The sequence below is a fragment of the Streptomyces sp. NPDC048504 genome (assembly GCF_043200035.1).
Taxonomy (GTDB): Bacteria; Actinomycetota; Actinomycetes; order Streptomycetales; family Streptomycetaceae; genus Streptomyces.
In genome coordinates this window covers 228974-248154 of sequence record NZ_JBICXA010000012.1, presented here as the reverse complement: position 1 = coordinate 248154, position 19181 = coordinate 228974, and the positions used below count along the sequence as shown (strand labels likewise).

General features: G+C 70.5%; 20 protein-coding genes and 1 pseudogene. 9 read left to right on the top strand and 12 right to left on the bottom strand.

Annotation, left to right across the window (positions count from 1 at the left end):
* The 5 genes from ACGFY9_RS28920 to ACGFY9_RS28900 all read right to left on the bottom strand — a co-directional run bounded on the left by ACGFY9_RS28920 (position 1) and on the right by ACGFY9_RS28900 (position 4564).
* Entirely contained in the window at positions 1-807 is an 807-nt protein-coding gene (locus ACGFY9_RS28920; RefSeq protein WP_393758909.1) for an SDR family NAD(P)-dependent oxidoreductase, read from the bottom strand.
* 310 nt (positions 808-1117) lie between these two features.
* Complete coding sequence (locus ACGFY9_RS28915; protein ID WP_393758907.1) at positions 1118-2161, bottom strand: glycoside hydrolase family 5 protein; 1044 nt, start codon at positions 2159-2161, stop codon at positions 1118-1120.
* Positions 2162-2531: 370 nt separating this feature from the next.
* Positions 2532-3359: an SAM-dependent methyltransferase gene (locus ACGFY9_RS28910; protein ID WP_393758905.1), complete on the bottom strand. Its 828-nt coding sequence runs from the start codon at positions 3357-3359 to the stop codon at positions 2532-2534.
* Between the two features lie 84 nt (positions 3360-3443).
* Positions 3444-3695 carry a DUF397 domain-containing protein gene (locus ACGFY9_RS28905; RefSeq protein ID WP_366437400.1) on the bottom strand — a complete coding sequence of 84 codons (252 nt, stop codon included), beginning with the start codon at positions 3693-3695 and terminating at the stop codon, positions 3444-3446.
* Complete coding sequence (locus ACGFY9_RS28900; RefSeq protein ID WP_393758903.1) at positions 3692-4564, bottom strand: helix-turn-helix domain-containing protein; 873 nt, start codon at positions 4562-4564, stop codon at positions 3692-3694. Before ACGFY9_RS28900 ends, ACGFY9_RS28905 begins: the two co-directional genes overlap by 4 nt.
* Before the next feature lie 240 nt (positions 4565-4804).
* Here ACGFY9_RS28900 and ACGFY9_RS28895 point away from each other — a divergent pair, with 240 nt between their 5' ends.
* A complete protein-coding gene (locus ACGFY9_RS28895) occupies positions 4805-5251 on the top strand; it encodes an ATP-binding protein (RefSeq protein WP_393758901.1) in 447 nt (148 codons plus the stop codon).
* A 40-nt stretch (positions 5252-5291) separates the two neighbouring features.
* Here the strand turns inward: ACGFY9_RS28895 and ACGFY9_RS28890 are convergent, their stop codons facing one another.
* Complete coding sequence (locus ACGFY9_RS28890; RefSeq protein ID WP_393758899.1) at positions 5292-6578, bottom strand: PP2C family protein-serine/threonine phosphatase; 1287 nt, start codon at positions 6576-6578, stop codon at positions 5292-5294.
* A gap of 263 nt (positions 6579-6841) precedes the next feature.
* Here ACGFY9_RS28890 and ACGFY9_RS28885 point away from each other — a divergent pair, with 263 nt between their 5' ends.
* The 4 genes from ACGFY9_RS28885 (at position 6842) to ACGFY9_RS28870 (ending at position 10134) form a co-directional block, all read left to right on the top strand.
* Positions 6842-7594, top strand: coding sequence for an SAM-dependent methyltransferase (locus ACGFY9_RS28885; RefSeq protein WP_393759062.1), 753 nt, complete (start codon positions 6842-6844; stop codon positions 7592-7594).
* Between the two features lie 130 nt (positions 7595-7724).
* Complete coding sequence (locus tag ACGFY9_RS28880; protein WP_393758897.1) at positions 7725-8603, top strand: SigB/SigF/SigG family RNA polymerase sigma factor; 879 nt, start codon at positions 7725-7727, stop codon at positions 8601-8603.
* A 142-nt stretch (positions 8604-8745) separates the two neighbouring features.
* On the top strand, positions 8746-9324 hold the full coding sequence (locus tag ACGFY9_RS28875; protein ID WP_393758895.1) for a hypothetical protein: 579 nt from the start codon (positions 8746-8748) through the stop codon (positions 9322-9324).
* A 138-nt stretch (positions 9325-9462) separates the two neighbouring features.
* Positions 9463-10134: a TetR family transcriptional regulator gene (locus tag ACGFY9_RS28870; protein WP_393758893.1), complete on the top strand. Its 672-nt coding sequence runs from the start codon at positions 9463-9465 to the stop codon at positions 10132-10134.
* 3 nt (positions 10135-10137) lie between these two features.
* On the opposite strand, the gene ACGFY9_RS28865 is transcribed toward ACGFY9_RS28870, so the two are convergent.
* A complete protein-coding gene (locus tag ACGFY9_RS28865) occupies positions 10138-10947 on the bottom strand; it encodes a DUF2993 domain-containing protein (protein ID WP_393758891.1) in 810 nt (269 codons plus the stop codon).
* Between the two features lie 19 nt (positions 10948-10966).
* The gene (locus tag ACGFY9_RS28860; protein WP_393758889.1) at positions 10967-11575 is read right to left on the bottom strand and encodes a TetR/AcrR family transcriptional regulator; all 609 of its coding nucleotides are present in this window, start codon (positions 11573-11575) and stop codon (positions 10967-10969) included.
* A 107-nt stretch (positions 11576-11682) separates the two neighbouring features.
* On the opposite strand from ACGFY9_RS28860, the gene ACGFY9_RS28855 reads away from it, so the two are divergent.
* From ACGFY9_RS28855 to ACGFY9_RS28845, 3 genes and pseudogenes are all read left to right on the top strand, one after another.
* Positions 11683-13293 (top strand): MFS transporter, encoded by a 1611-nt coding sequence (locus ACGFY9_RS28855; RefSeq protein ID WP_393758887.1) that lies wholly within the window; start codon positions 11683-11685, stop codon positions 13291-13293.
* Positions 13294-13416: 123 nt separating this feature from the next.
* A pseudogene (locus ACGFY9_RS28850) lies at positions 13417-13542 on the top strand (extradiol ring-cleavage dioxygenase); the annotation flags it as partial.
* Positions 13543-13573: 31 nt separating this feature from the next.
* Positions 13574-14620 carry a YbhN family protein gene (locus ACGFY9_RS28845; protein ID WP_393758885.1) on the top strand — a complete coding sequence of 349 codons (1047 nt, stop codon included), beginning with the start codon at positions 13574-13576 and terminating at the stop codon, positions 14618-14620.
* Positions 14621-14633: 13 nt separating this feature from the next.
* Here the strand turns inward: ACGFY9_RS28845 and ACGFY9_RS28840 are convergent, their stop codons facing one another.
* On the bottom strand, positions 14634-15416 hold the full coding sequence (locus ACGFY9_RS28840) for an SDR family NAD(P)-dependent oxidoreductase (RefSeq protein WP_393758883.1): 783 nt from the start codon (positions 15414-15416) through the stop codon (positions 14634-14636).
* An 86-nt stretch (positions 15417-15502) separates the two neighbouring features.
* Between ACGFY9_RS28840 and ACGFY9_RS28835 the strand changes: the two genes are divergently transcribed.
* Positions 15503-16354 (top strand): helix-turn-helix transcriptional regulator, encoded by an 852-nt coding sequence (locus tag ACGFY9_RS28835; protein ID WP_393758881.1) that lies wholly within the window; start codon positions 15503-15505, stop codon positions 16352-16354.
* A 6-nt stretch (positions 16355-16360) separates the two neighbouring features.
* Here the strand turns inward: ACGFY9_RS28835 and dmpG are convergent, their stop codons facing one another.
* The 3 genes from dmpG to mhpD are packed head-to-tail and all read right to left on the bottom strand — an operon-like array spanning position 16361 to position 19148.
* Entirely contained in the window at positions 16361-17377 is a 1017-nt protein-coding gene (dmpG, locus tag ACGFY9_RS28830; protein WP_393758879.1) for a 4-hydroxy-2-oxovalerate aldolase, read from the bottom strand.
* A complete protein-coding gene (locus ACGFY9_RS28825; protein ID WP_393758877.1) occupies positions 17374-18309 on the bottom strand; it encodes an acetaldehyde dehydrogenase (acetylating) in 936 nt (311 codons plus the stop codon). The genes dmpG and ACGFY9_RS28825 overlap by 4 nt, the downstream gene beginning before the upstream one ends.
* A complete protein-coding gene (gene mhpD / locus ACGFY9_RS28820) occupies positions 18306-19148 on the bottom strand; it encodes a 2-keto-4-pentenoate hydratase (protein ID WP_393758875.1) in 843 nt (280 codons plus the stop codon). The genes ACGFY9_RS28825 and mhpD overlap by 4 nt, the downstream gene beginning before the upstream one ends.
* Positions 19149-19181 lie beyond the last annotated feature (33 nt).

Sequence of the window (19181 nt, the reverse complement as noted above, 5' to 3'; positions counted from 1 at the left end):
TCAGAACGCGTTTTTGGAGACCTCGTCCCAGGTCCGCCACTCGTCGAGCCGCGCCTCGTACTCCTTGGTGAGCCTCTCCAGCGGGCCTTGACCGAAGAAGATCCGCAGGGGCGGCTGTTCCGCGTCGACCACGGTGAGGATCGCCGCCCGTGTCGCGCTGGGGTCGCCGCGCCGGGAGGAGATCCCCGACATGGACGCGCGGAAGTCGTCGTAGGCCGGAAGGTGTTCGGTCCGCACCGCGGAGGGCCCCGCCCATTCGGTGGCGTACCCGGCCGGCTCGACCAGGGTGACCTTGATGCCGAAGCCCTTCACCTCGGCGGCGAGGCTCGCGGTGAACCCTTCCAGGGCGAACTTGGAGGCGTGGTAGAGGCCGAGTCCGGGCAGCGAGGTGACGCCGGCGACGGACGACACCTGGATGATGTGGCCGGAGCCGCGGGCGCGGAGGTGGGGGAGCACGGCCTGGGTGACCCAGAGCGCGCCGAACACGTTGATCTCGATCTGGTCGCGGGCCTGCTGCTCGGACACTTCCTCGACCATGCCGAACAGGCCGTAGCCCGCGTTGTTGATGACGACGTCGAGCTCGCCGAACGTGTCGACCGCGCGCTGCACGGCTTCGAACGCGGCCACCCGATCGGCGACATCGACGCGCAGCGGCAGCACCGCGTCGCCGTACTTCTCGACCAGGCCGTCGAAGGCGGCTGCGGAACGGCTGGTCGCGGCCACCCTGTCGCCCCGTTCGAGCGCGGCTTCCGCCCATTCCCGGCCGAATCCCTTCGAGGCTCCGGTGATGAACCACGTCTTCGCCATGATCTTCCTCCAGGAGTGCATGCTCTTGTTCAGTGACCAACACGACAAGTGAACTTGGTCAGTGACCAAGATGTCAACTCCGGACGGATCCCTTGTGCGGCGACCAAGGTGATTTTGGGTGCGAAAGGATCATTCCGAGCAATGAACGCGACTGTGCGCCATCAGGATTTCTTCCACGGCGTGTTCACGTGGATATCCGGTCTGTTTGACGCCGGGAGTCGCGGCACCCGCAGCCCATGCCCAACGCGCCCTGATCCGTGCCCCCGTCGCACGGGAGACACGGATCAGGGCATCGGATCAGAGCGGTGACTCAGGACTTCACGGGCTTGCCGCGGCCCCACGCCCACGCCAGGCGGTCGGCGCCGGACTGGTTGGTGGTGACCAGCCAGGGGCGGGCCGCGTCGCCGATGAGCTTCTGGATGGAGTACGTGTCGTCGGTGCGCAGGCCGGGCCAGTACACCGAACCCATGCCGAGCTTGCGGAACGTGTCCGTGTCGGCCTGGATGAAGTTGACCGAGTTGTCGGCGGGCGTCGGCACGTTGTAGTTCAGGCCCGTGGTCATCGGGGCGCCGAACTCGTCGGCCACGGTGCGGTTCGCGCAGTCGCCGAGGCGTTCCTTGAGGTCGCTCACCCACTGGTCGTAGGTCGCGTAGTCCTTCCAGAACCCGTAGTGGTGCAGCGAGAGGTACGTGCCCTTCAGGCGCGGGTCGGCGCAGACCGTGGTGACGTGGTCGTTGTAGCCGGCGCCGCTGACGAAGACGCGGTTGCGCGGCACCTTGGAGTAGGTGTCCAGCCACTTGGCGGCGAGGTCGGCCCACTCGGCGTCGGTGTACCCATGGGGCTCGTTCATCGGCTCGAAGTAGACCCGCTGGTTGTGCTGGTACGCCTTGACCACGGTGTTCCACATGGGCCAGTACGTGGCGGGGTCGTCGATGAAGCCGTCCTTGTTGGCGCCCGTCCCCTCCCAGTACGAGACGATGACCTTGAAGCCCTGTGCCGTCGCCGCGTCGATGACCCCGCGGTAGGACTTCCAGTAACTGCCGTTCACCGTGTACGGGTTGATGGGCAGCCGCACCGTGTTGGCACCGAGGTTGGCGCGGAACGCGGCGATCACCCGGGTCGCCTTGGCGTACGTCTGGGCGTAGCTGTCGGAGAGCGACAGGCCGGACAGGACGACCGGGTCGTCGGCGTAGTTGTCGCGCGGGTCGGCCCAGTTGACGCCCTTGAACTGGGACGTGTCCGTGCTCGGCGCGGCGGAGGCGGGGCTGCCGCCCAGCGTGGTGCCGGTGACCGCGGCGATCGCGACGGCCACGAAGGTGGCCCGCAGGCGGGTTCTGGCGGGGATGGTGCGCATCGACTTGCCCTTTCAGGAATGGCGACTCCGCGCATGGCGAGGCCTGCGCGCGGCTGAGCGGCCGTCGGAACGGATACCGGGCGGGACGGATGACGTCGGCTCGTCGTCCCAAGTCCCGGTGGGCTCGGTGGTGTCGGGGGAGTGCGGGCACGGTGGGCCCTGCTCGCCGGGAGCCTCCAGTTCTCCCTCCTCCACCGGCCGCGACGCGGTGTTTACGTAAACATCCTGCGGTCCGAACGCCGACCGGATCTGTCGGTCGGGCCGGACCTGGAGATGTTTACGCAAACATGGCGGCGCCGGAATCGTGGCATCCGGCACCGCCATCGTCAAGGTTTCCCGCACGTAACGTCGTTGGCGCCCCGCGGCAGGCCTACGGCTTGATGCCCACCCCGGTCCACAGGCTGACCTCGGCGTCCGTGGGCGGCTCCGTCGGGGCGGCGGCCTCGCTGGCGGCGTCGGGGCGCCAGCGGTGGCCGACGGCGATGCCGGGATCGAGCAGTTCGAGCCCGGTGAAGAAGCGGGAGACGTCCTTCTGGGAGCGGAACTGCACCGGTGTCCCGGCGTTGTTGTAGATCGAGGTCACCTTCGCCCAGGTGGCCGGATCGAAGTCGGGCGTGCAGTGGCTGATGGCCAGGGCACTGCCCGAAGGGAGAACGGACAGTAGGCGGGTCACGAGCCCGTACGGGTCCTGGGCGTCGGTGACGAAGTGCAGGAGCGCGTTGAGGGAGAGTGCGACCGGCTGGTCGAGGTCGAGGATGTCGGCCAACTCGGGGGCGTTGAGAAGGGTTTCGGGGTCGTTGACGTCCGCCTGCACGTACGTGGTGCGACCCTGCCGGGTGCTGCGCATCAGACGCTCGGCGTACTTGAGGACCAGGGGGTCGTTGTCGGCGTAGACCACCCGGGCCTCGGGGACCACGGACTGGGCGACCTGGTGCAGGTTCGGTTCGGTGGGGATGCCGGTGCCGATGTCGAGCCACTGGCGGATGCCGTGTTCCCTGGCGAGGACGCGGGTGGCCCGGTGCATGAACGCGCGGTTCTCGCGGGCGCAGACGAAGATGGCGGGGTAGGCCGCCGCGACCGTCTCCGCCGCCTGCTTGTCGACCTCGAAGTGGTCCTTGCCGCCCAGGTAGTAGTCGTACATGCGGGCGGAGTGCGGCCTGCTGGTGTCGATTTCCCGCGCGGCGTGGGGGTTGGTCATGCTCTCCCTCTCAAGTGGTGTGCATCGGCGTCTCGGGCAGGTCGCAGCCGGGCCGGCTCCAATTCCTCACGCCCGTGGTCTGGTTCAGCCGGCCATCAGATGGTCGGCCAGGCCGCGCTTGACTCCGTCGACGAACGCGGCCATCTCCTGCGGCGTGTAGATCAGCGCGGGTCCGGCGGGATCGGTCGACTGGCGCAGCGCGATACGGCCGTCGGCAAGTTGCTTCGTCTCCACGCACTGACCCCCGTTGGGACCGCTCCAGGGGCACTCCCAGCCCTGATCGCCGAGGTTCGACGCGGGCATCCCGTTGTAGACCTTGTCGTCCGTGGTGGTCATGAGTACTCCTTGCGCATGCGGTTCAAGAGCGCCTTGCTGTCCGCGGACGAGGTCAGCAGCGACATCCTGTTGTGCGCCTCCAAATGGGCCACGACATCGGACCGTTGGTCCAGATACATGGAGGCGGAGAGGATCTCGCTGTAGACGACGTCGGGCAGCTCCGGTTCCTCGAACCGGAAATAGGTGAAGGGTGCACACGCCCCCACGTGGGCACCCGCCGAGAACGGGACGATGTCGACACTGACGTGGTCCAGTTCCGAGACCTCCAGGAGCCGGTCTATCTGGTCCCGCATGACGGCGGGACCGCCCACCACCCGGTGGAGCACGGCTTCTTCCAGCACCGCCCAGAGCGTGGGCGCGTCCGGCCTCTCCAGCAGACTCTGGCGGCGCAGGCGTAACTGCACCCGCCGTTCCAGGTCTTCGTCGTTGTCGTTCGGGAAGCCGCCGCTCAGTACGCCTCGCGCGTAGTCGTACGTCTGCAGGAGTCCCGTGACGTAGTGCGGCTCATAGGTACGGAGGGTCTTGGCGCCGGTCTCCAGGCTCACGTAGGCGGTGAACCAGCCGGGCAGGACATCGCGGTAGTCGTGCCACCAGCCGGGCCGGTTGGCGCGGTCGGCGAGGGCGACGAACTCCTCGATCTCCTGGCGGTCGGCGCCGTAGGTCTCCAGCAGCTTCTCGACGTAGAGCGGTTTGAGGCCGACCTCGGCCTTCTCCAGCCGGCGGATGGTCAGGGACGTCACCCGCAGGGCCTTGGCGGCGCTCTCCAGGGACACGCCCGCGCCCTGGCGCCGATCCTGAAGCCTGCGGCCGAGGATCATGCGCAGAACCGTGGGTGCACCCGCGCCGGTGCTCGACCGAGCTTCGCTCACGCCCAACCTCCTGAGGGACTGTCACCGGCATTAGTCTGACAGCGACTTGCTGATGTCGCCAGGCAGAAACCGACGTTCTGAAATTATCAGGGAGTCGGTTGCAGCTTGAACTGAGCTATGGGCATAGTTACTTGTGTGAGCGATCTAGGCCTCTCACCGGAACACCCCAAGTCCGGTTGGCCTGTTGCTGATGCTGTGCGTCTCCCGCCTGCGCCCGCCCCCGATGGAAGGCGAACCACCGTGTCCCCCCACACGACTCCCTCCCCGCAGCTCTTAGACGTCGTCCGCCCGGACCTGGCGCACTGGCTGGAACTTCCCGCGCACCGCTCCGGCGTCCGGACCGCCCGGCACGCCATGGGCGCGCAACTGGCCAAGTGGCACCTGCCTGAAGCCGTGCGCGACGACGCGGTTCTGCTCATCTCCGAGTTGGCCACCAACGGGGTGTGCCACACACCCAGCGCGAGACTCCTGTGCGGTGTCGGACTCGTCACCGACCGTAGTCTGCGCGTCGAGGTCCACGACCACGACTACACGGGCAGCAACCTCTCCCGCTGCGAGCCGTGCGTCGACGACGAGAGCGGGCGGGGACTGTTCATCGTGCAGGCCCTCGCGGACACCTGGGGGGTCGACCGGTCGGCGCTCACCGGCGGAAAAGCCGTGTGGGCCACACTGTCCACCGGCTACTGACGCCGGACACGTGGAGGGGGCGAGGACGCCCGCGGCCTGTTCAGGTGGTCGCGGGCGTCAACTCGGCCAGCAGCAGCGTCCGGTCGTCCGCCCCGGGCGTCGCCGACGGGGCGCGCAGCAGCCGCTCGCACAGCGAGGGGAACGCCTCCGGTCCGCCGGCCGGCGTGGGCTCGGCGGCGGCCGTGTCGAGGGCCCGGGCCAGGCCGGCGATCTCCTGGTCGATGTCGGCGTGCCGCGACTCGACCAGCCCGTCGCTGTACAGCAGGAGCAGCGCCGGTTCGTCGATGGTCAGCACCGTGGCCTCGTAGTTGCCCGTGCCGAGCCCCAGCGGCAGCCCCGCGCTGGCGAGCGTCACCGGTACGGCCGGTCCGTGCGGGCCGCGCAGCAGCGGCGGCGGGTGGCCGGCGCCGACCAGGGTGCAGGAGTGCGCCCGGGCGTCCCACTCGGCGTAGATGCAGGTCGCGAAGGACGCGCCCGGAGTGTCGTAGGCCAACTCGTCCAGCCGGCGCATGAGTTCGGCCGGTTCCATGTCGAGCCGGGCCAGGGTGCGCACGGCCGTACGCAACTGGATCATGGCCACGGCGGACTCGGGGCCGTGGCCCATCGCGTCGCCGACGACCAGACCGACCCGGCCGCCGGGGCGGGGCAGGACGTCGAACCAGTCGCCGCCGATGATGTTGCCCTGGCCGGCCGGGAGATAGCCGTGCGCGATGCGGCAGCCGTGGAACGCCTGGGCCGGGTCCGGGAGCAGGCTGTTGCGGATGGCCAGCGCGGTGCGGCGCTCGCGTTCGTAGCGGCGCGCGTTGTCCAGGGCGACGCTCGCCCGGGCCGCCAGCGACTCCACCGCCACGGCCTCGCCGGGCAGGAAGGGGCCCCGCTCCGGGCCGCGCGTGCAGGCGATGAACCCGACGGTGGCGCCCCGCAGTTGGAGCGGGACGACGAGGAAGGACGCCGTCCCCAGCAGGTCGTCTATACGCTGTGCGTCCCCGCCCGCGGAGGCCAGCAGCCGGTCGGAGGTGTGCTTGTCCACTCCGTCGAGGACCTGCGAGTGACCGCTGGCGAGGGCACGGGCGTACGGGGTCTCGCGCGGGAAGACGACCACCTCGCCGACCGGCAGCACACCGTCCCAGCTCTCGGGCGCCTCCGTGCCCACCCGCACCGCCAGCCGGCGCGCCTCGATCTGCGGCGGATCCACGGCGGGATACGCGTTCTCCTCCAGCACCCACCGCTCCAGCAGATACACCGACGCCGCGTCGCAGAACCCGGGCGTCAGCGCGTGCACGACATGGCTGCCGGTCAGCCGCAGGTCGAGCTCCGAGCCGATCACGTCCGCGGCGGGGGCGAAGGCCTGCCTGCGGCGTGGGGGCCCGGCAGGGGGTGCGTCACCGTGATGACTGCGCGGTTGGTTCCGCAGGGTCGTGCCTTTCCGGGTGGGGACCGGCCGCGTGGCGTGGGGCAAGCGGTCTGCCGTGCTTTCCTCGGCAACTATATGATGACGCGTCAAGGAACCTGGGGCCAAAGGGAGTTGTGGTGACGGACAGCGCAGATCTGCCGCAGGGGATCGATCCTCGCAAGGCGAGTGTCGCCCGAATGTACGACGCGATGCTGGGCGGTGAACACAATTTCGCCATAGACCGCGAGGCGTTGGCGGCCTTCACCGCGATCGACCCGCAGGTGCGCACCCTGGCCCGCGCCAACCGCGAGTTCCTCGGCCGGGCCGTGCGCTTCCTGGTCGACTCCGGCGTACGGCAGTTCATCGACCTCGGCTCGGGCATCCCCACCCAGGGAAACGTCCACGAGGTCGCGCAGGCGGCCAGCCCCGGAGCCCGCGTGGTCTACGTGGACAACGACCCGGTGGCCGTCGCCCACAGCACCTCCCTCCTCGCCGACAACCCGGACGCGGACATCGTGGACGGCGACATCCGCACACCGGCCGACGTCCTGTCTTCCCCGCAAGTAAGGAAGTTGATCGACTTCGAGCGGCCCGTCGCCGTCCTGATGATCACGATCCTGCACTTCGTCACGCCCGCCGAGGACCCGGCCGGCATCGTCGCCGCCTTCCGCGACGAACTGCCCGACGGCAGCTGGCTGGCCATGAGCCACGCCACCAACGAGGATCGCCCGGACACCGCGGCGGCCGTGGGCAAGTTGTACAGCTCCAAGGCCACTTCGCCCGTCACGGCCCGCTCCTACGACGAGATCCTCGGCCTGTTCGACGGCTTCGACCTCGTCGAGCCCGGCCTGACCTACGTCCCCCTGTGGCGCCCGGACCCGGCGGACGAGATCCCCGAAAACCCCTCGGAGTACTGGGTCTACGCGGGCGTCGGCTCCAAGAACGCATAGACCGCGGGTACTTCGGTCGCGGAAAACGAGGTGCGCGCCCCGGATTTGGCCGGATGAGGGGGAGTGAGTCGTGAGAACCGGGGCAGGGGGCTCTTGTCAGCAGTTCCTTCGGACGAATGGGGTGGGCGATATGGCAGCCGTGACGGCAGCGGAGGCACCGGCCACGGCAGGACGGCGGACCACGGTCGGGGAGGCGCTCCCGATGATCGCCGAGCCGTCGAAGGTGAGCCCGAAGGACGCGCGTGAGCTGTCGCGCCAGTTCTTCGACCGGCTGACCTCGCTGGAGGAGGGCACCCACGAGTTCCAGTACGTGCGCAACACCCTGATCGAGATGAACCTCTCCCTCGTGCGCTACGCGGCCGCGCGCTTCCGCAGCCGCAGCAACAACGAGATGGAGGACATCGTCCAGGTCGGCACGATCGGACTCATCAAGGCGATCGACCGGTTCGAGCTCTCGCGGCAGGTGGAGTTCACGTCGTTCGCCGTCCCCTACATCGTCGGCGAGATCAAGCGCTTCTTCCGCGACACCAGCTGGGCCGTCCACGTGCCGCGCCGACTGCAGGAGGCCCGCGTCGAGCTGGCCAAGGCGACCGAGGAACTGCGGTCCCGCCTCGGTCGTACGCCGACCACGCGTGAGCTGTCCGAGCTGATGTGCCTCACCGAGGAAGAGGTCATCGAGGCCCGCAAGGCGTCCAACGGCTACACCTCCTCCTCGCTCGACGCGGCGCTCAGCTCCGACGCGGGCGCCGAGGGCGAGACCGTACTGGCCGATGTCATCGGCGAGGACGACCCGGGGCTCGAACTGGTCGACGACCTCAGCTCCTTGGCCCCCCTCATCGCCCAACTCGACGAGCGCGAGCGGAAGATCATCCACATGCGCTACGTCGAGGAGCGCACCCAGGCCGAGATCGGCGAGGAACTCGGCGTCTCCCAGATGCATGTGTCCCGGCTCATCAGCCGTATGCTCCGCCGCCTCCGCGCGGGGCTGCTCGATCCCGCGGTCGCCTGACGAGTCGTTCCGGCCCAACAACCGGGGCTGTTGGGTGATTTCACCCTCCCCGGATGTCCGTTCTGCGGCACTCTCGTACTGTGGCCGGGCCGGCATCTCAGGTGCGGGCCCGGCCGTCGCGGGGTTGCCGGAAGGGGGAGTTGTGGCGTGGCGGAGTGAGGAGTTCGGGGAGTCCCACGAGGGCATCGTGGGAGCGGTCCTCGCCGACGGCAGTGAGCCGAAGTCCGTGTATCTGGATGTGGGCAGCGGCAGTTCCATGTTCGAGACGCGTGAGTGGTGGGCCTACAACGGCTGGATGGGCCGGCCCAAGGCAGCCGGCTGGCGGGCCTCGTGCGCGTGCGGTTGGCGTGGGGACGGTCATCCCATCGACTGGGACCAGGTGGAAGACCACGACCTGGACGACCTGGACACCTCCGACGCGTACGACGAGTGGTGGGAACACATCCACGCGGTCGAACGCCGGACGGTCCCGTTGCCTGAGGAACTCTCCGAGCTGATCGAGCAGTTGGAGGAACGGCTCGACGCGCTCTCGGACGCGGCGCCGGTCGCCGCGCTGAAGGCGGTGGCCATCCTGGAGCGCCTGTCCGCCCGGGTCGGCAAGGAGGCGGCGTACGGAGCGCAGGCCGACGACGTGCCGGGCGAGGCGCTCGGCAAGGCGCTCGGGCTGAGCGTGGACAACGCCCGGTCCCGGCTCGACCGGTACCTCCGCGCCTACTACTGATCGACGGACAGCGGGCGGAAAGGGCAGCTGGAGGCGGGTGCCCGTGGTGCCGTGCTGCCAAAGGGGCGAGGGTGCGTGCCAGACTGGATGTACCGCTCGCCCCCGCTCCGTAGCTCCCGCACTTCACCGAGGTTGTCCGTGACCAAGCCCCCGGCCCGAGTCCCCCAGCGCAGCAACGCGCGCTCCAACCGGGAACGCATCCTGGCCACGGCCCGCCGGGAACTCGGCCGGAACCCCGACATCACCCTGGAAGAACTCGCGCGCGCCTCCGGTGTCGTACGGCGCACGCTGTTCGGGCACTTCCCCGGCCGGGAGGCGCTGCTGGAGGCGCTGGCCGAGGAGGCGTCGGAGGCCCTGCGGGCAGCGCTGCCCGCCGAACCGGCGCCGTCCGGTGCGGGGGTGGAGTCGGCCGAGCGGTCGTACGTGCGCTTCGTGCTGTCGATGTGGACCGTGGGCGACCGTTACCGGCTCCTCCTGGCGCTGGCCCGGCGCGACCTGGGTGTGGAGCGCGTCACCGAGATCCTGTCACCGGCCCGCAGCGCGGCCACCGCCATCCTGGACCGAGGCCAGCGTGACGGCGTCTTCCACACCCAACTGCCGGCCGTCGTGCTGAGTGCCGGACTCGAAGCCATGTCGATCGCCCTGCTCGAAGCGGTCAACTCCGGGGAGCTGGAGGACGACGGGACCTGTGTGGCGGTCGCCGGGCTCATCGCGGCCGGTGTGCCGGAGAAGCAGGCGCGGATCGTGGTGGACGAGGTCGCGCAGGCGGCGGACGTGGCTCCGGCGGACGAGGCCGTCGCGGACGACTGAGGCTCAGGCGTCGCCGTACGACGAGCCGCCCTCCGCCGAATCGCCCCGCGAGCCGTCGGCGGACCGGAAGGTGACCGACTGGCCCGACAGGCGGGCGATCAGCCCGCTCTCCGTCGTGGTGACCGAGCGCAGGCGCAGGCCCTGAGGAATGTTCCGCAGCCGGATCGGCTGCTCGAAGACCTTGCCGAGCGCGAGTCGCCCCACCTCGGGGAGCGGACCGCCCGTGACCTGGAAGTCCTTGAAGGCGATGCGGTTGCCGGACAGCACCGAGACGGTCGCCGCCACGGTGACGTCGTCGCCGGTGGGCAGGAGGACGCTCGCGCGGACCTGGCCGGGACGGGTGCCCCGGGAGATCTCCAGCCCCAGGGCATCGGACACGTCCGCGTAGGACAACAGGGCGGTCGCCTCCGCCGAGCGGGCCAGTGCCTCCGTGTCGTCGTCGGATTTCCTCAACTCAGTCAGCCGGAGGGAGAGTTCACTCACCGGCAGTGGGCCGGTGGTGTCGCTCGCCGGTATGCCGTGCGCGGTGATGTCCACGTGCCGCAGGGTGCCGGCGGCCAACTGCGTCAGCACGGGGAAGCCCCGCACATGCACCTCCGGCGTCGAGGGCGTGTGCATGCCCTCCTGGAACGCCTTGGCCGTACGGGACTCCACCCGCGCCGTCGCGAAGCGGTCGACAGCGATGGGTACGAGGATCAGCGCGAGCAGTGCGCCGACGGCGATGACGACCTGTCGGGGGCTCCTCCGGGGCGGGGGCGCGTCACCGGGCTCGTACGCGGCGAACGTGGTGTCGGCGTAGTCGTACGGGTGCATGGGTCTCCTTCAACGGGATTCAACGGGACGGTCGCAGGTGGTGAACCGTGGCGGCCGCGAGGTCGGGTGCGACGCCTACGGCGATCAGGGCAGCGGTGGCGGCGGCAGTGCCGTCGTCGGTCCAGAGGCCGGAGTTGACGCTGTCCAGCAGCGCCAGCAGGTGTGCCTCAAGGGCTCTGCCGAGCGGGCCCGGCGGGACCGCGGTGTGGAAGACGCCCTGCCGCTGACCGTCGGCGAGGATCCCGGTGACCGTGTCACGGGCCGGGCCGAGCAGCGCGTCGATCCGGTCGGGGCCGAGGTCGCGGTGGGCGAGGGCGATGAGCGTGCGGTAGCGGTCGCCGACCGGCCAGAGCGTGAGGACGAAGTGGGCCAGCGCGGTCACGGCGTCCGGTGCCGGCGCCCGGGCGACGGCACTCGCACGCCGTACCGCCTCCCCGATGTCCGCCGCGAGGCCCTCGACGAGCGCGGCCCGTCCGGCGAAGTGCTCGTACAGGGTGCGCCGCGCGACGCCGGCCGCCTCCGCGATCTCCCCGAGGCTGCTGTCGGGTTCGCGGCCCAGTTTTCGCCGGGCCGCTTCCAGGATGCGGGCGCGGGTGGCGCGCGCCTTGGCGCTGCTGCGGCCGGTCACGTCGACACCTCCTGGCGGGGCTGGTTCGTCTCGGCATAGTTGCACATCGCTGAGCAATAAAATAACCTGCACATCAGTGAGCAATTAATGTCGTCAAGGAGTCTCCGATGCCGCTCTTCGCCACCACACCCGTCGACAAGACGACCGGGCCCTACGCGAGGCGCTGGTCCGCCCTGATCGTGCTCTGTCTGAGCCTGCTGATCGTGGTCATGGCGAACACCTCGCTGATCGTGGCCGCCCCCGACATGACCACGGACCTGGGCCTGAGCAGCAGTGATCTGCAGTGGGTCATCGACGGCTACACCGTCCCGTACGCCGCGCTGATGCTCGTGCTGGGGGCGATCGGCGACAAGTACAGCCGTCGCGGCGCGCTCCTCACCGGCCTGGTGGTCTTCGCCGCCGGATCGGTGATGGGCAGCCTGGTCCACGAGACCGGGCTGGTCATCGCGGCCCGCGCGGTCATGGGCGTGGGCGCGGCGGTGGTCATGCCGGCCACGCTGTCCCTGCTGGTCGCGATCTTCCCGAAGCACGAGCGGGCGCGGGCCATCACGGCCTGGACCGCGACCTCGGGCCTCGCCATCGCCGTCGGTCCGCTGGTCGCGGGCTGGTTGCTGGAGGACCACGCCTGGGGCTCCACGTTCCTGATCAACGTGCCCATCGCGCTCGTCGCGGTCGCCGGCGCGCTCGTCCTCGTACCGCCGTCCAAGGCGGAGGCGATGGGCCGTATCGACTACGTGGGCGGGCTGCTCTCGATCGTCTCGGTCGGCAGCCTGGTCTACGCGATCATCGAGGGCCCGCACTTCGGCTGGGGCACGGGTCCGGTCACCGCGGCCGTCGTGGCCGCCATCGGTCTACCCGCCTTCGTGGCCTGGGAGTTGCGCCACCCGCACCCCATGCTCGACGTCCGCAAGTTCGCGCAGCGATCCTTCAGCGGCTCGATGACGGCGGTGCTGTTCTTCTTCTTCGGCACGTTCGGTGCGATCTACTACGCCACGCAGTTCCTCCAATTCGTCCTCGGCTACGACGCGTTGGAGACGGGCGTACGACTGCTGCCGCTGGCCGGTGCCGTGTTCCTCGGCGCCGCGGTCACCGGGCGGCTGACTCCCAAGCTGGGCATGAAGCCGATGGTCGGGACCGGCATGGTGCTCGGCACCGTCGGCGTCCTCCTGCTCACCCAGGTCGACAAGGCCTCCACCTACGGCGACTTCCTGCCGACGATGATGCTGTTGGGCTTCGCGATCGGGCTGAGCGTCTCCCCGGCCACGGACACGATCATGGGCTCGTTCCCGGAGAACGAGCTGGGTGTCGGCGGCGGCGCCAACGACACCGCGCTGGAACTGGGCGGCTCTCTGGGCATCGCCATCCTCGGTTCGCTGCTGGGCACCACCTACAAGGACAAGCTGACGGACCTGGTCGGCGGGCACCTTCCCGCCGCCGCGGTGGACACCGCGAAGGACTCGGTCGGCGGCGGCCTGGCGGTCGCCCAGCAGATCGCGAAGACGCCCTCCGCGGGACCGCAGCAGGCGCAGGCCCTGGTCGACGCCGTGCACGAGGCCTTCGCCCACGGTGTCGCCCGGACCAGCCTGGTGGGCGGCATCATCATGGCCGCCGGCACGTTGATCGTCCTCGCGGTGCTGCCGGGCCGCCGAGCCACCAACGAGCCCGAGTCGAAGGAGACGGAGACCGGCCAAGAGCAGGAGCACGCCGAGTCCGTCTGAACGCCCCGGGCACCCTTCCGCGGCATGCCATGAATGCGGTGAACTGCTCGACGTGCAACGCCCGTTGGTCGACATCCCGAAGACGAGGAAGCGAGAGATGGCCCGGTAAGTGGCATCAGCCGGGGGCGCACGCCGGTCGGTCGGACCATCGTGGATAAACTGGCACAGTTCCGCCTCGGCGCCCGCTCCCTCGTCCGCTCGGAGAACGCCGTCCCCGCACTGAGCGGTGCCGGCATCGCCGACGGCTGAAGCTCACTTCACGAAATCGACGGTCCTGCCTGTGCACGCTCCGGACACCACCGCCACCGAACCGGCCGACGCGGCCCCGCATCGCACCCGACGCTGGCTGCGCCCGGCGGTGATCACGGTCCTGCTCGCGCTGTTCACCACCGAACTGGTGCTGGGATGGCCGTCGTTGGCCGCCGCGCTGTCACAGCTGCGCGCGCCCCGGCTGAACTGGTTCGCCGTCGCGCTCGTCGCCGAAGTGGCCGCCATGGGCTGCTACGCGCGCATGCAGCGCCGACTGCTGCGCTCGGCCGGGGTGATCGTGCCGATCCAACGGCACGTCGCCCTCGCGTACGCGGCCCACTCGCTGAGCGTCACCCTGCCCGGCGGGCCGGCCTTCTCCACGCACTTCAACTACCAGCAGATGCGCCGCTTCGGAGCCACGCCCGCCGTCGCCTCCTGGTGCATCGCGCTGTCCGGCCTGCTCTCCGCGGCGGCCCTCGCCGTCGTCACCGCGATCTCCGCGATCGCCTCTGACGGAAGGCTGCAGTGGCACAGCCTCGTCACCCTCGGCCTGGCCGTGCTGCTGCTCACGGTCGGCATCCGGCGCATGACCCGCCACCCCGAGAAGGTCGAACCGGCCACCCGCGCCGCGCTGGCCAGGGTCAACCGGCTGCGGCACCTTCCCGAGACCCAGGGCCTCGACCGCATCCGCGGCTTCGTCGAGCAGCTCCGTACTGCCCGGCTCGAACCCTGGCACGCCGTCGCAGCCGCCGTCTTCGCCGTGCTCAACTGGCTGCTGGACGCAGGCTGTCTGTGGCTGTGCTTCCACGCCATCAGCGACACGCAGATCAGCAGCGCCCAACTGCTGCTCGCCTTCTGCGCGGGCATGGCCGCCGGGACCCTCACGATCATCCCGGGCGGTCTCGGCCTCATCGACAGCGCGCTGATCCTCGGGCTGGTCACGGGCGGCGTCGCGACCAGCACCGCCATCGCCACGGTCGTGCTCTACCGGATCATCAGCTTCGGGTTCATCATCGGCATCGGCTGGATAACGTGGCTGGTCATCCGCCGCCACAATCGCCGGGAGCCCGCCGTCTAGCGGCGACGGACTCTCAGGCCCGCGCGCCGCCGTCGACCCGCAGGACCGTGCCGGTCACGAAGGAGGCACGGTCGCTGAGCAGCCAGGCCGCGGCCTGGGCGATCTCGTCGGGGTCGGCCATGCGCCCCAGCGGAGTGTGCGTGATGCGTTCCAGGAGACCGGGAGAGTCCGCTTCCCAGGTCCGGATCATCTCGGTCAGCGTGCCGCCAGGGGCGATCGCGTTGACCCGGATGCCTTCCGGGCCGTACGTGACGGCGGCCGACTCGGTGAGGCTGTTGACCGCGCGCTTCATCGCGCCGTAGGCGGGCAGTTCGGGGTTGCCCATCAGGCTGCCGACGGAGGAGTTGTTGACGATGGCGCCGGTTCCCGCGGTCGCCCGGATCGCGGCGACCTGGGCGACCATGGCGAGCCAGACGCCCTTGAGGTTCACGTCGTAGACGTGGTCGAAGTCGCTCTCCGGCAACTCGTCCATCGGGCCCGGGCGTTGGATCGTCGCGCCGTTGTTGAAGGCCACGTCGAGCCGGCCGTACAGTTCGACGGTCCGGTCGACGGCCGCGCGCACACTGGCCGCGTCGGCCAGGTCGCACACGACGTAGTCCGCGGTGCCGCCGACCTCGCGGATCTCCTCGGTAACTGCCTTCAGCTGGGCCTCCGTTCGGGCCGCGAGCAGTACCTGGGCGCCTTCCCGGGCGAACAGCCTTGCTGCCGCCGCGCCGATGCCGCGTCCGGCGCCGGTGACGAAGGCGACCTTGCCGGACAGCAGGCCGAGGGAGGGATGAGTGGGTGTGTTGGTCATGGCAGCGACCCTGCGCCGGTCCGCAGGGCTGATCCAGGCACCGGCAGTACCTGGCTGACCCGCCGACGCGCGTACACACTGGGGGAGTGGACCGACGAGAACTGGCCGACTTCCTGCGCAGCAGGCGTGAGCGGATCACCCCCGCCGAGGTGGGGCTGCCCGCAGGGCCGCGCCGCCGTACCCCGGGGCTGCGCCGCGAGGAGACGGCGCAGCTGGCGTTCATCTCGACCGAGTACTACACCCGGCTGGAGCAGGCCCGCGGCCCGCATCCGTCGCGCGAGGTACTGGCCGGGCTGGCCCGCGCCCTGCGCCTGACGGACGCCGAGCGCGACCACCTCCACCACCTGGCGGGCGTACCGCCGGGCCCGCCGCCCGGACCCTCGCGCGAGGTGCGGCAGAGCATCCTCGATCTGCTGCACCGGCTTCCGCAGGCCGCCGCGATCGTGGTCTCCGCGACGCACGAGGTGATCGCCTGGAACGACCTGGCCGCCGCCCTCATGGAGGACTTCTCGGCCGTGCCACGACGCGACCGCAACCTGCTGCGCCGGGTCTTCCTCGGGCCGCACCCGGAGGGGCGACGGCTGTACGGGGTCTCGGACGCGGACGAGTTCGCGCGCCGCGCCGCCCAGGACCTGCGTGCCGCCGCCGCCCGCTACCCCGACGACCCGGAGCTGACCGAGCTGGTTGCCGAACTCCTCGCCGGAAGCGAGGAGTTCACCGAGCTGTGGGACTCCCACGACGTGGCCACCGCGCCCACCTTCCGCAAGACCTTCCAGCACCCGATGGTCGGCCCGGTCACCGTCAACTGCGACGTCCTCGACATCGCCGACCGCGACCAGCGGGTCGTGATCTACACGACCGTCCCCGGCTCGCCGTCCGAGAGCGCCCTGCGGCTGCTGTCGGTCATCGGCACGCAGAGCATGGACATCGCCCCCTGACCCGGGTCAGCCCGCCGTACGTGCGACGAGGTCCAGCGCGATGTCGGTGATCATGTCCTCCTGGCCGCCGACCATCGCCCGCCGCCCGGCCTCGACCAGGATGCTGCGCGTGTCGAGGCCGTAGCGCGCGGCCGCCGTCTCGGCGTGGCGCAGGAAGCTGGAGTACACACCCGCGTAGCCCAGGCTGAGGGTCTCGCGGTCCACCCGTACCTCGCGGTCCTGCAGCGGTCGTACGAGATCGTCGGCCGCGTCCATGAGCGGGAACAGGTCGCAGCCGTGCTTCCAGCCCATCAGGTCGGCGACCGCGACGAACGCCTCCAGCGGACAGTTGCCCGCACCCGCGCCCTGGCCCGCGAGGGAGGCGTCGACGCGGATCGCGCCGCCCTCGACCGCGACGACCGTGTTGGCCACGCCCAGCGCGAGGTTGTGGTGTGCGTGGATGCCCAACTCGGTCTCCGGGGCGAGGACTTCGCGGTACGCGCGGAAGCGGTCCCGGACCCCGTCCATCGTCAACCGGCCGCCGGAGTCGGTGACATAGACGCAGTGCGCGCCGTAGGACTCCATCAGCTTGGCGTGGCGGGCGAGTTCGGCGGGCCCGGCCATGTGGGACATCATCAGGAACCCGGCCACGTCCATGCCCAACTCCCGTGCCGCCGCGATGTGTTGGGCGGAGATGTCGGCCTCGGTGCAGTGCGTGGCGACCCGCACCGAGCGGATGCCCAGCGCGTGGGCCTGCCTGAGGTCGTGGACGGTTCCGATGCCGGGCAGCAACAGGGTGGTGGGGACGGCCTGTTGTACGGCGTCGGTGACGGCCTCGATCCACTCCCAGTCGGTGTGGGCGCCGACGCCGTAGTTGATGCTGGAGCCGGACAGTCCATCGCCGTGCGCGATCTCGATCGCCGCCACTCCGGCGCTGTCGAGGGCGGCGGCGATCGCGCGGGCCTGGCCGACGGTGTAGCGGTGCCGTACGGCGTGCATGCCGTCCCGCAGTGTGACGTCCTGGACGTAGAGGGAGGGGGTCACTTGGCTGCCTCCTTGCCGGTGTGGGCGGCGATCCGTTCCGCGGTACGCAGCGCGGCCGACGTCATGATGTCGAGGTTTCCGGCGTAGGCGGGGAGATAGTGGGCGGCGCCCTCGACCTCCAGGAACACCGACACCTTCAGCAACTCGCCCGCGCCCGGCGCGAGGGTGCGCAGCGGGTCGTCGGCGGCCACCTTGTCGTACTGCACCTCCTGCTTGAGCCGGTAACCGGGCACGTACGCCTGGACGCGGCCGACCATCTCCTCGACGGACGCGGTGACCGCCTCGGTCGCGCAGTCGGAGACCAGGCAGTGCACGGTGTCCCGCATGATCAGCGGGGGTTCGGCCGGGTTGAGGACGATGATCGCCTTGCCGCGCGCCGCGCCGCCGACCTTCTCGACGGCGGAGGACGTGGTCTCGGTGAACTCGTCGATGTTCGCGCGGGTGCCCGGGCCCGCCGAGCGCGAGGCGATGGACGCGACGATCTCGCCGTAGTGGACCGGGGAGACCGCGCCCACCGCGGCGACGATCGGGATCGTGGCCTGGCCGCCGCAGGTGACCATGTTGACGTTCGGGGCGTCGTGGTGGGCGTCGCCGTTGACCGGAGGGACGACGTACGGGCCGAGGGCGGCCGGGGTGAGGTCGACGAGGGTGCGGCCGAGGGGCCGTAGGACGTCTTCGTGGTGGCGGTGGGCGCCGGCCGAGGTGGCGTCGAAGACGATGTCGACGTCGGCGAACTCGTCCAGGGCGACCAGGCCTTCGACACCCTCGTGGGTGGTGGCGACCTTCAGGCGGCGGGCGCGGGCCAGGCCGTCGGAGTCCGGGTCGATGCCGGCCAGGGCGGCGATCTCCAGGGTCTCGGAGAGGCGCAGGACCTTGATCAGGAGGTCGGTGCCTATGTTGCCGGAGCCGATGATGGCGACCTTCGTGGTCACTTGCCGTCCCCTTCCGTGGCTTCCGCTGCGAAGCGGACCCGTACGGAGCCCAGGTCCGAGATGTGGGCCTCGAAGGTGTCGCCCGGGGCGGCCGGGGTCATCGGGCCCAGGGCGCCGGTCAGCACGAGGTCGCCCGCGCGCAGCGGGTCGCCCCGCTCGGCGAGGGCGGAGGCCAGCCAGACGGCGGCGGTGAGGGGGCTGCCGAGACAGTCGGCGCCGGTGCCCTCGGAGACGGTCTCGCCGCCCCGGGTCATGGCCATCGTGACCGTGCGCAGGTCCACGGCGGTCAGCGGTACGGGCGTGGCGCCCAGCACGTACAGACCGCAGGAGGCGTTGTCGGCGACGGTGTCGGCGAGGGAGATGTCCCAGTTCCGCACCCGGCTGTCGACGATCTCCAGCGCGGGCAGCGCGAAGTCCACCGCGCGCAGCACGTCGACGACCGTGCACTCGCGCTCCGGCAGGTCCCGGCCGAGGACCAGCGCGACCTCGGCCTCCACCTTCGGCTGCAGCAGCCGGCCCAGGGGTACCTCGCCGCCGTCCGGCACCGCCATGTCCGCGAACAGGGCGCCGAAGTCCGGCTGGTCCACGCCGAGTTGACGCTGCACGGCGGGGGAGGTCAGGCCGATCTTGCGGCCGACGACGCGGCGGCCGGCGTCCACACCGCGCCGGACGTTCAGCTGCTGCACGGCGTAGGCGGTCTCCAGGCCGCCGCCGTCGAGCAGGTCGCGCACCGGCGGGCAGGCGACCCCGGTGCGGGTGGCCTCCGCCAGAAGGTCGGCGGCCTTGACGACGGCCGGGGACACGGCGTCCGCGCGGGCGCCGTTGGACTCGGTGGGCACGGGTTACCTCCTGGGAGAGCGGTGCGGGTACAC

Excerpts from the sequence above, each read along its gene's own strand:
- ACGFY9_RS28920 (WP_393758909.1), bottom strand. The coding sequence starts at position 807 with ATGGCGAAGACGTGGTTCATCACCGGAGCCTCGAAGGGATTCGGCCGG.
- ACGFY9_RS28915 (WP_393758907.1), bottom strand. The coding sequence starts at position 2,161 with ATGCGCACCATCCCCGCCAGAACCCGCCTGCGGGCCACCTTCGTGGCC.
- ACGFY9_RS28910 (WP_393758905.1), bottom strand. The coding sequence starts at position 3,359 with ATGACCAACCCCCACGCCGCGCGGGAAATCGACACCAGCAGGCCGCAC.
- ACGFY9_RS28905 (WP_366437400.1), bottom strand. The coding sequence starts at position 3,695 with ATGACCACCACGGACGACAAGGTCTACAACGGGATGCCCGCGTCGAAC.
- ACGFY9_RS28885 (WP_393759062.1), top strand. The coding sequence starts at position 6,842 with ATGTACGACGCGATGCTGGGCGGTGAACACAATTTCGCCATAGACCGC.
- ACGFY9_RS28880 (WP_393758897.1), top strand. The coding sequence starts at position 7,725 with ATGGCAGCCGTGACGGCAGCGGAGGCACCGGCCACGGCAGGACGGCGG.
- ACGFY9_RS28865 (WP_393758891.1), bottom strand. The coding sequence starts at position 10,947 with ATGCACCCGTACGACTACGCCGACACCACGTTCGCCGCGTACGAGCCC.
- ACGFY9_RS28855 (WP_393758887.1), top strand. The coding sequence starts at position 11,683 with ATGCCGCTCTTCGCCACCACACCCGTCGACAAGACGACCGGGCCCTAC.
- ACGFY9_RS28840 (WP_393758883.1), bottom strand. The coding sequence starts at position 15,416 with ATGACCAACACACCCACTCATCCCTCCCTCGGCCTGCTGTCCGGCAAG.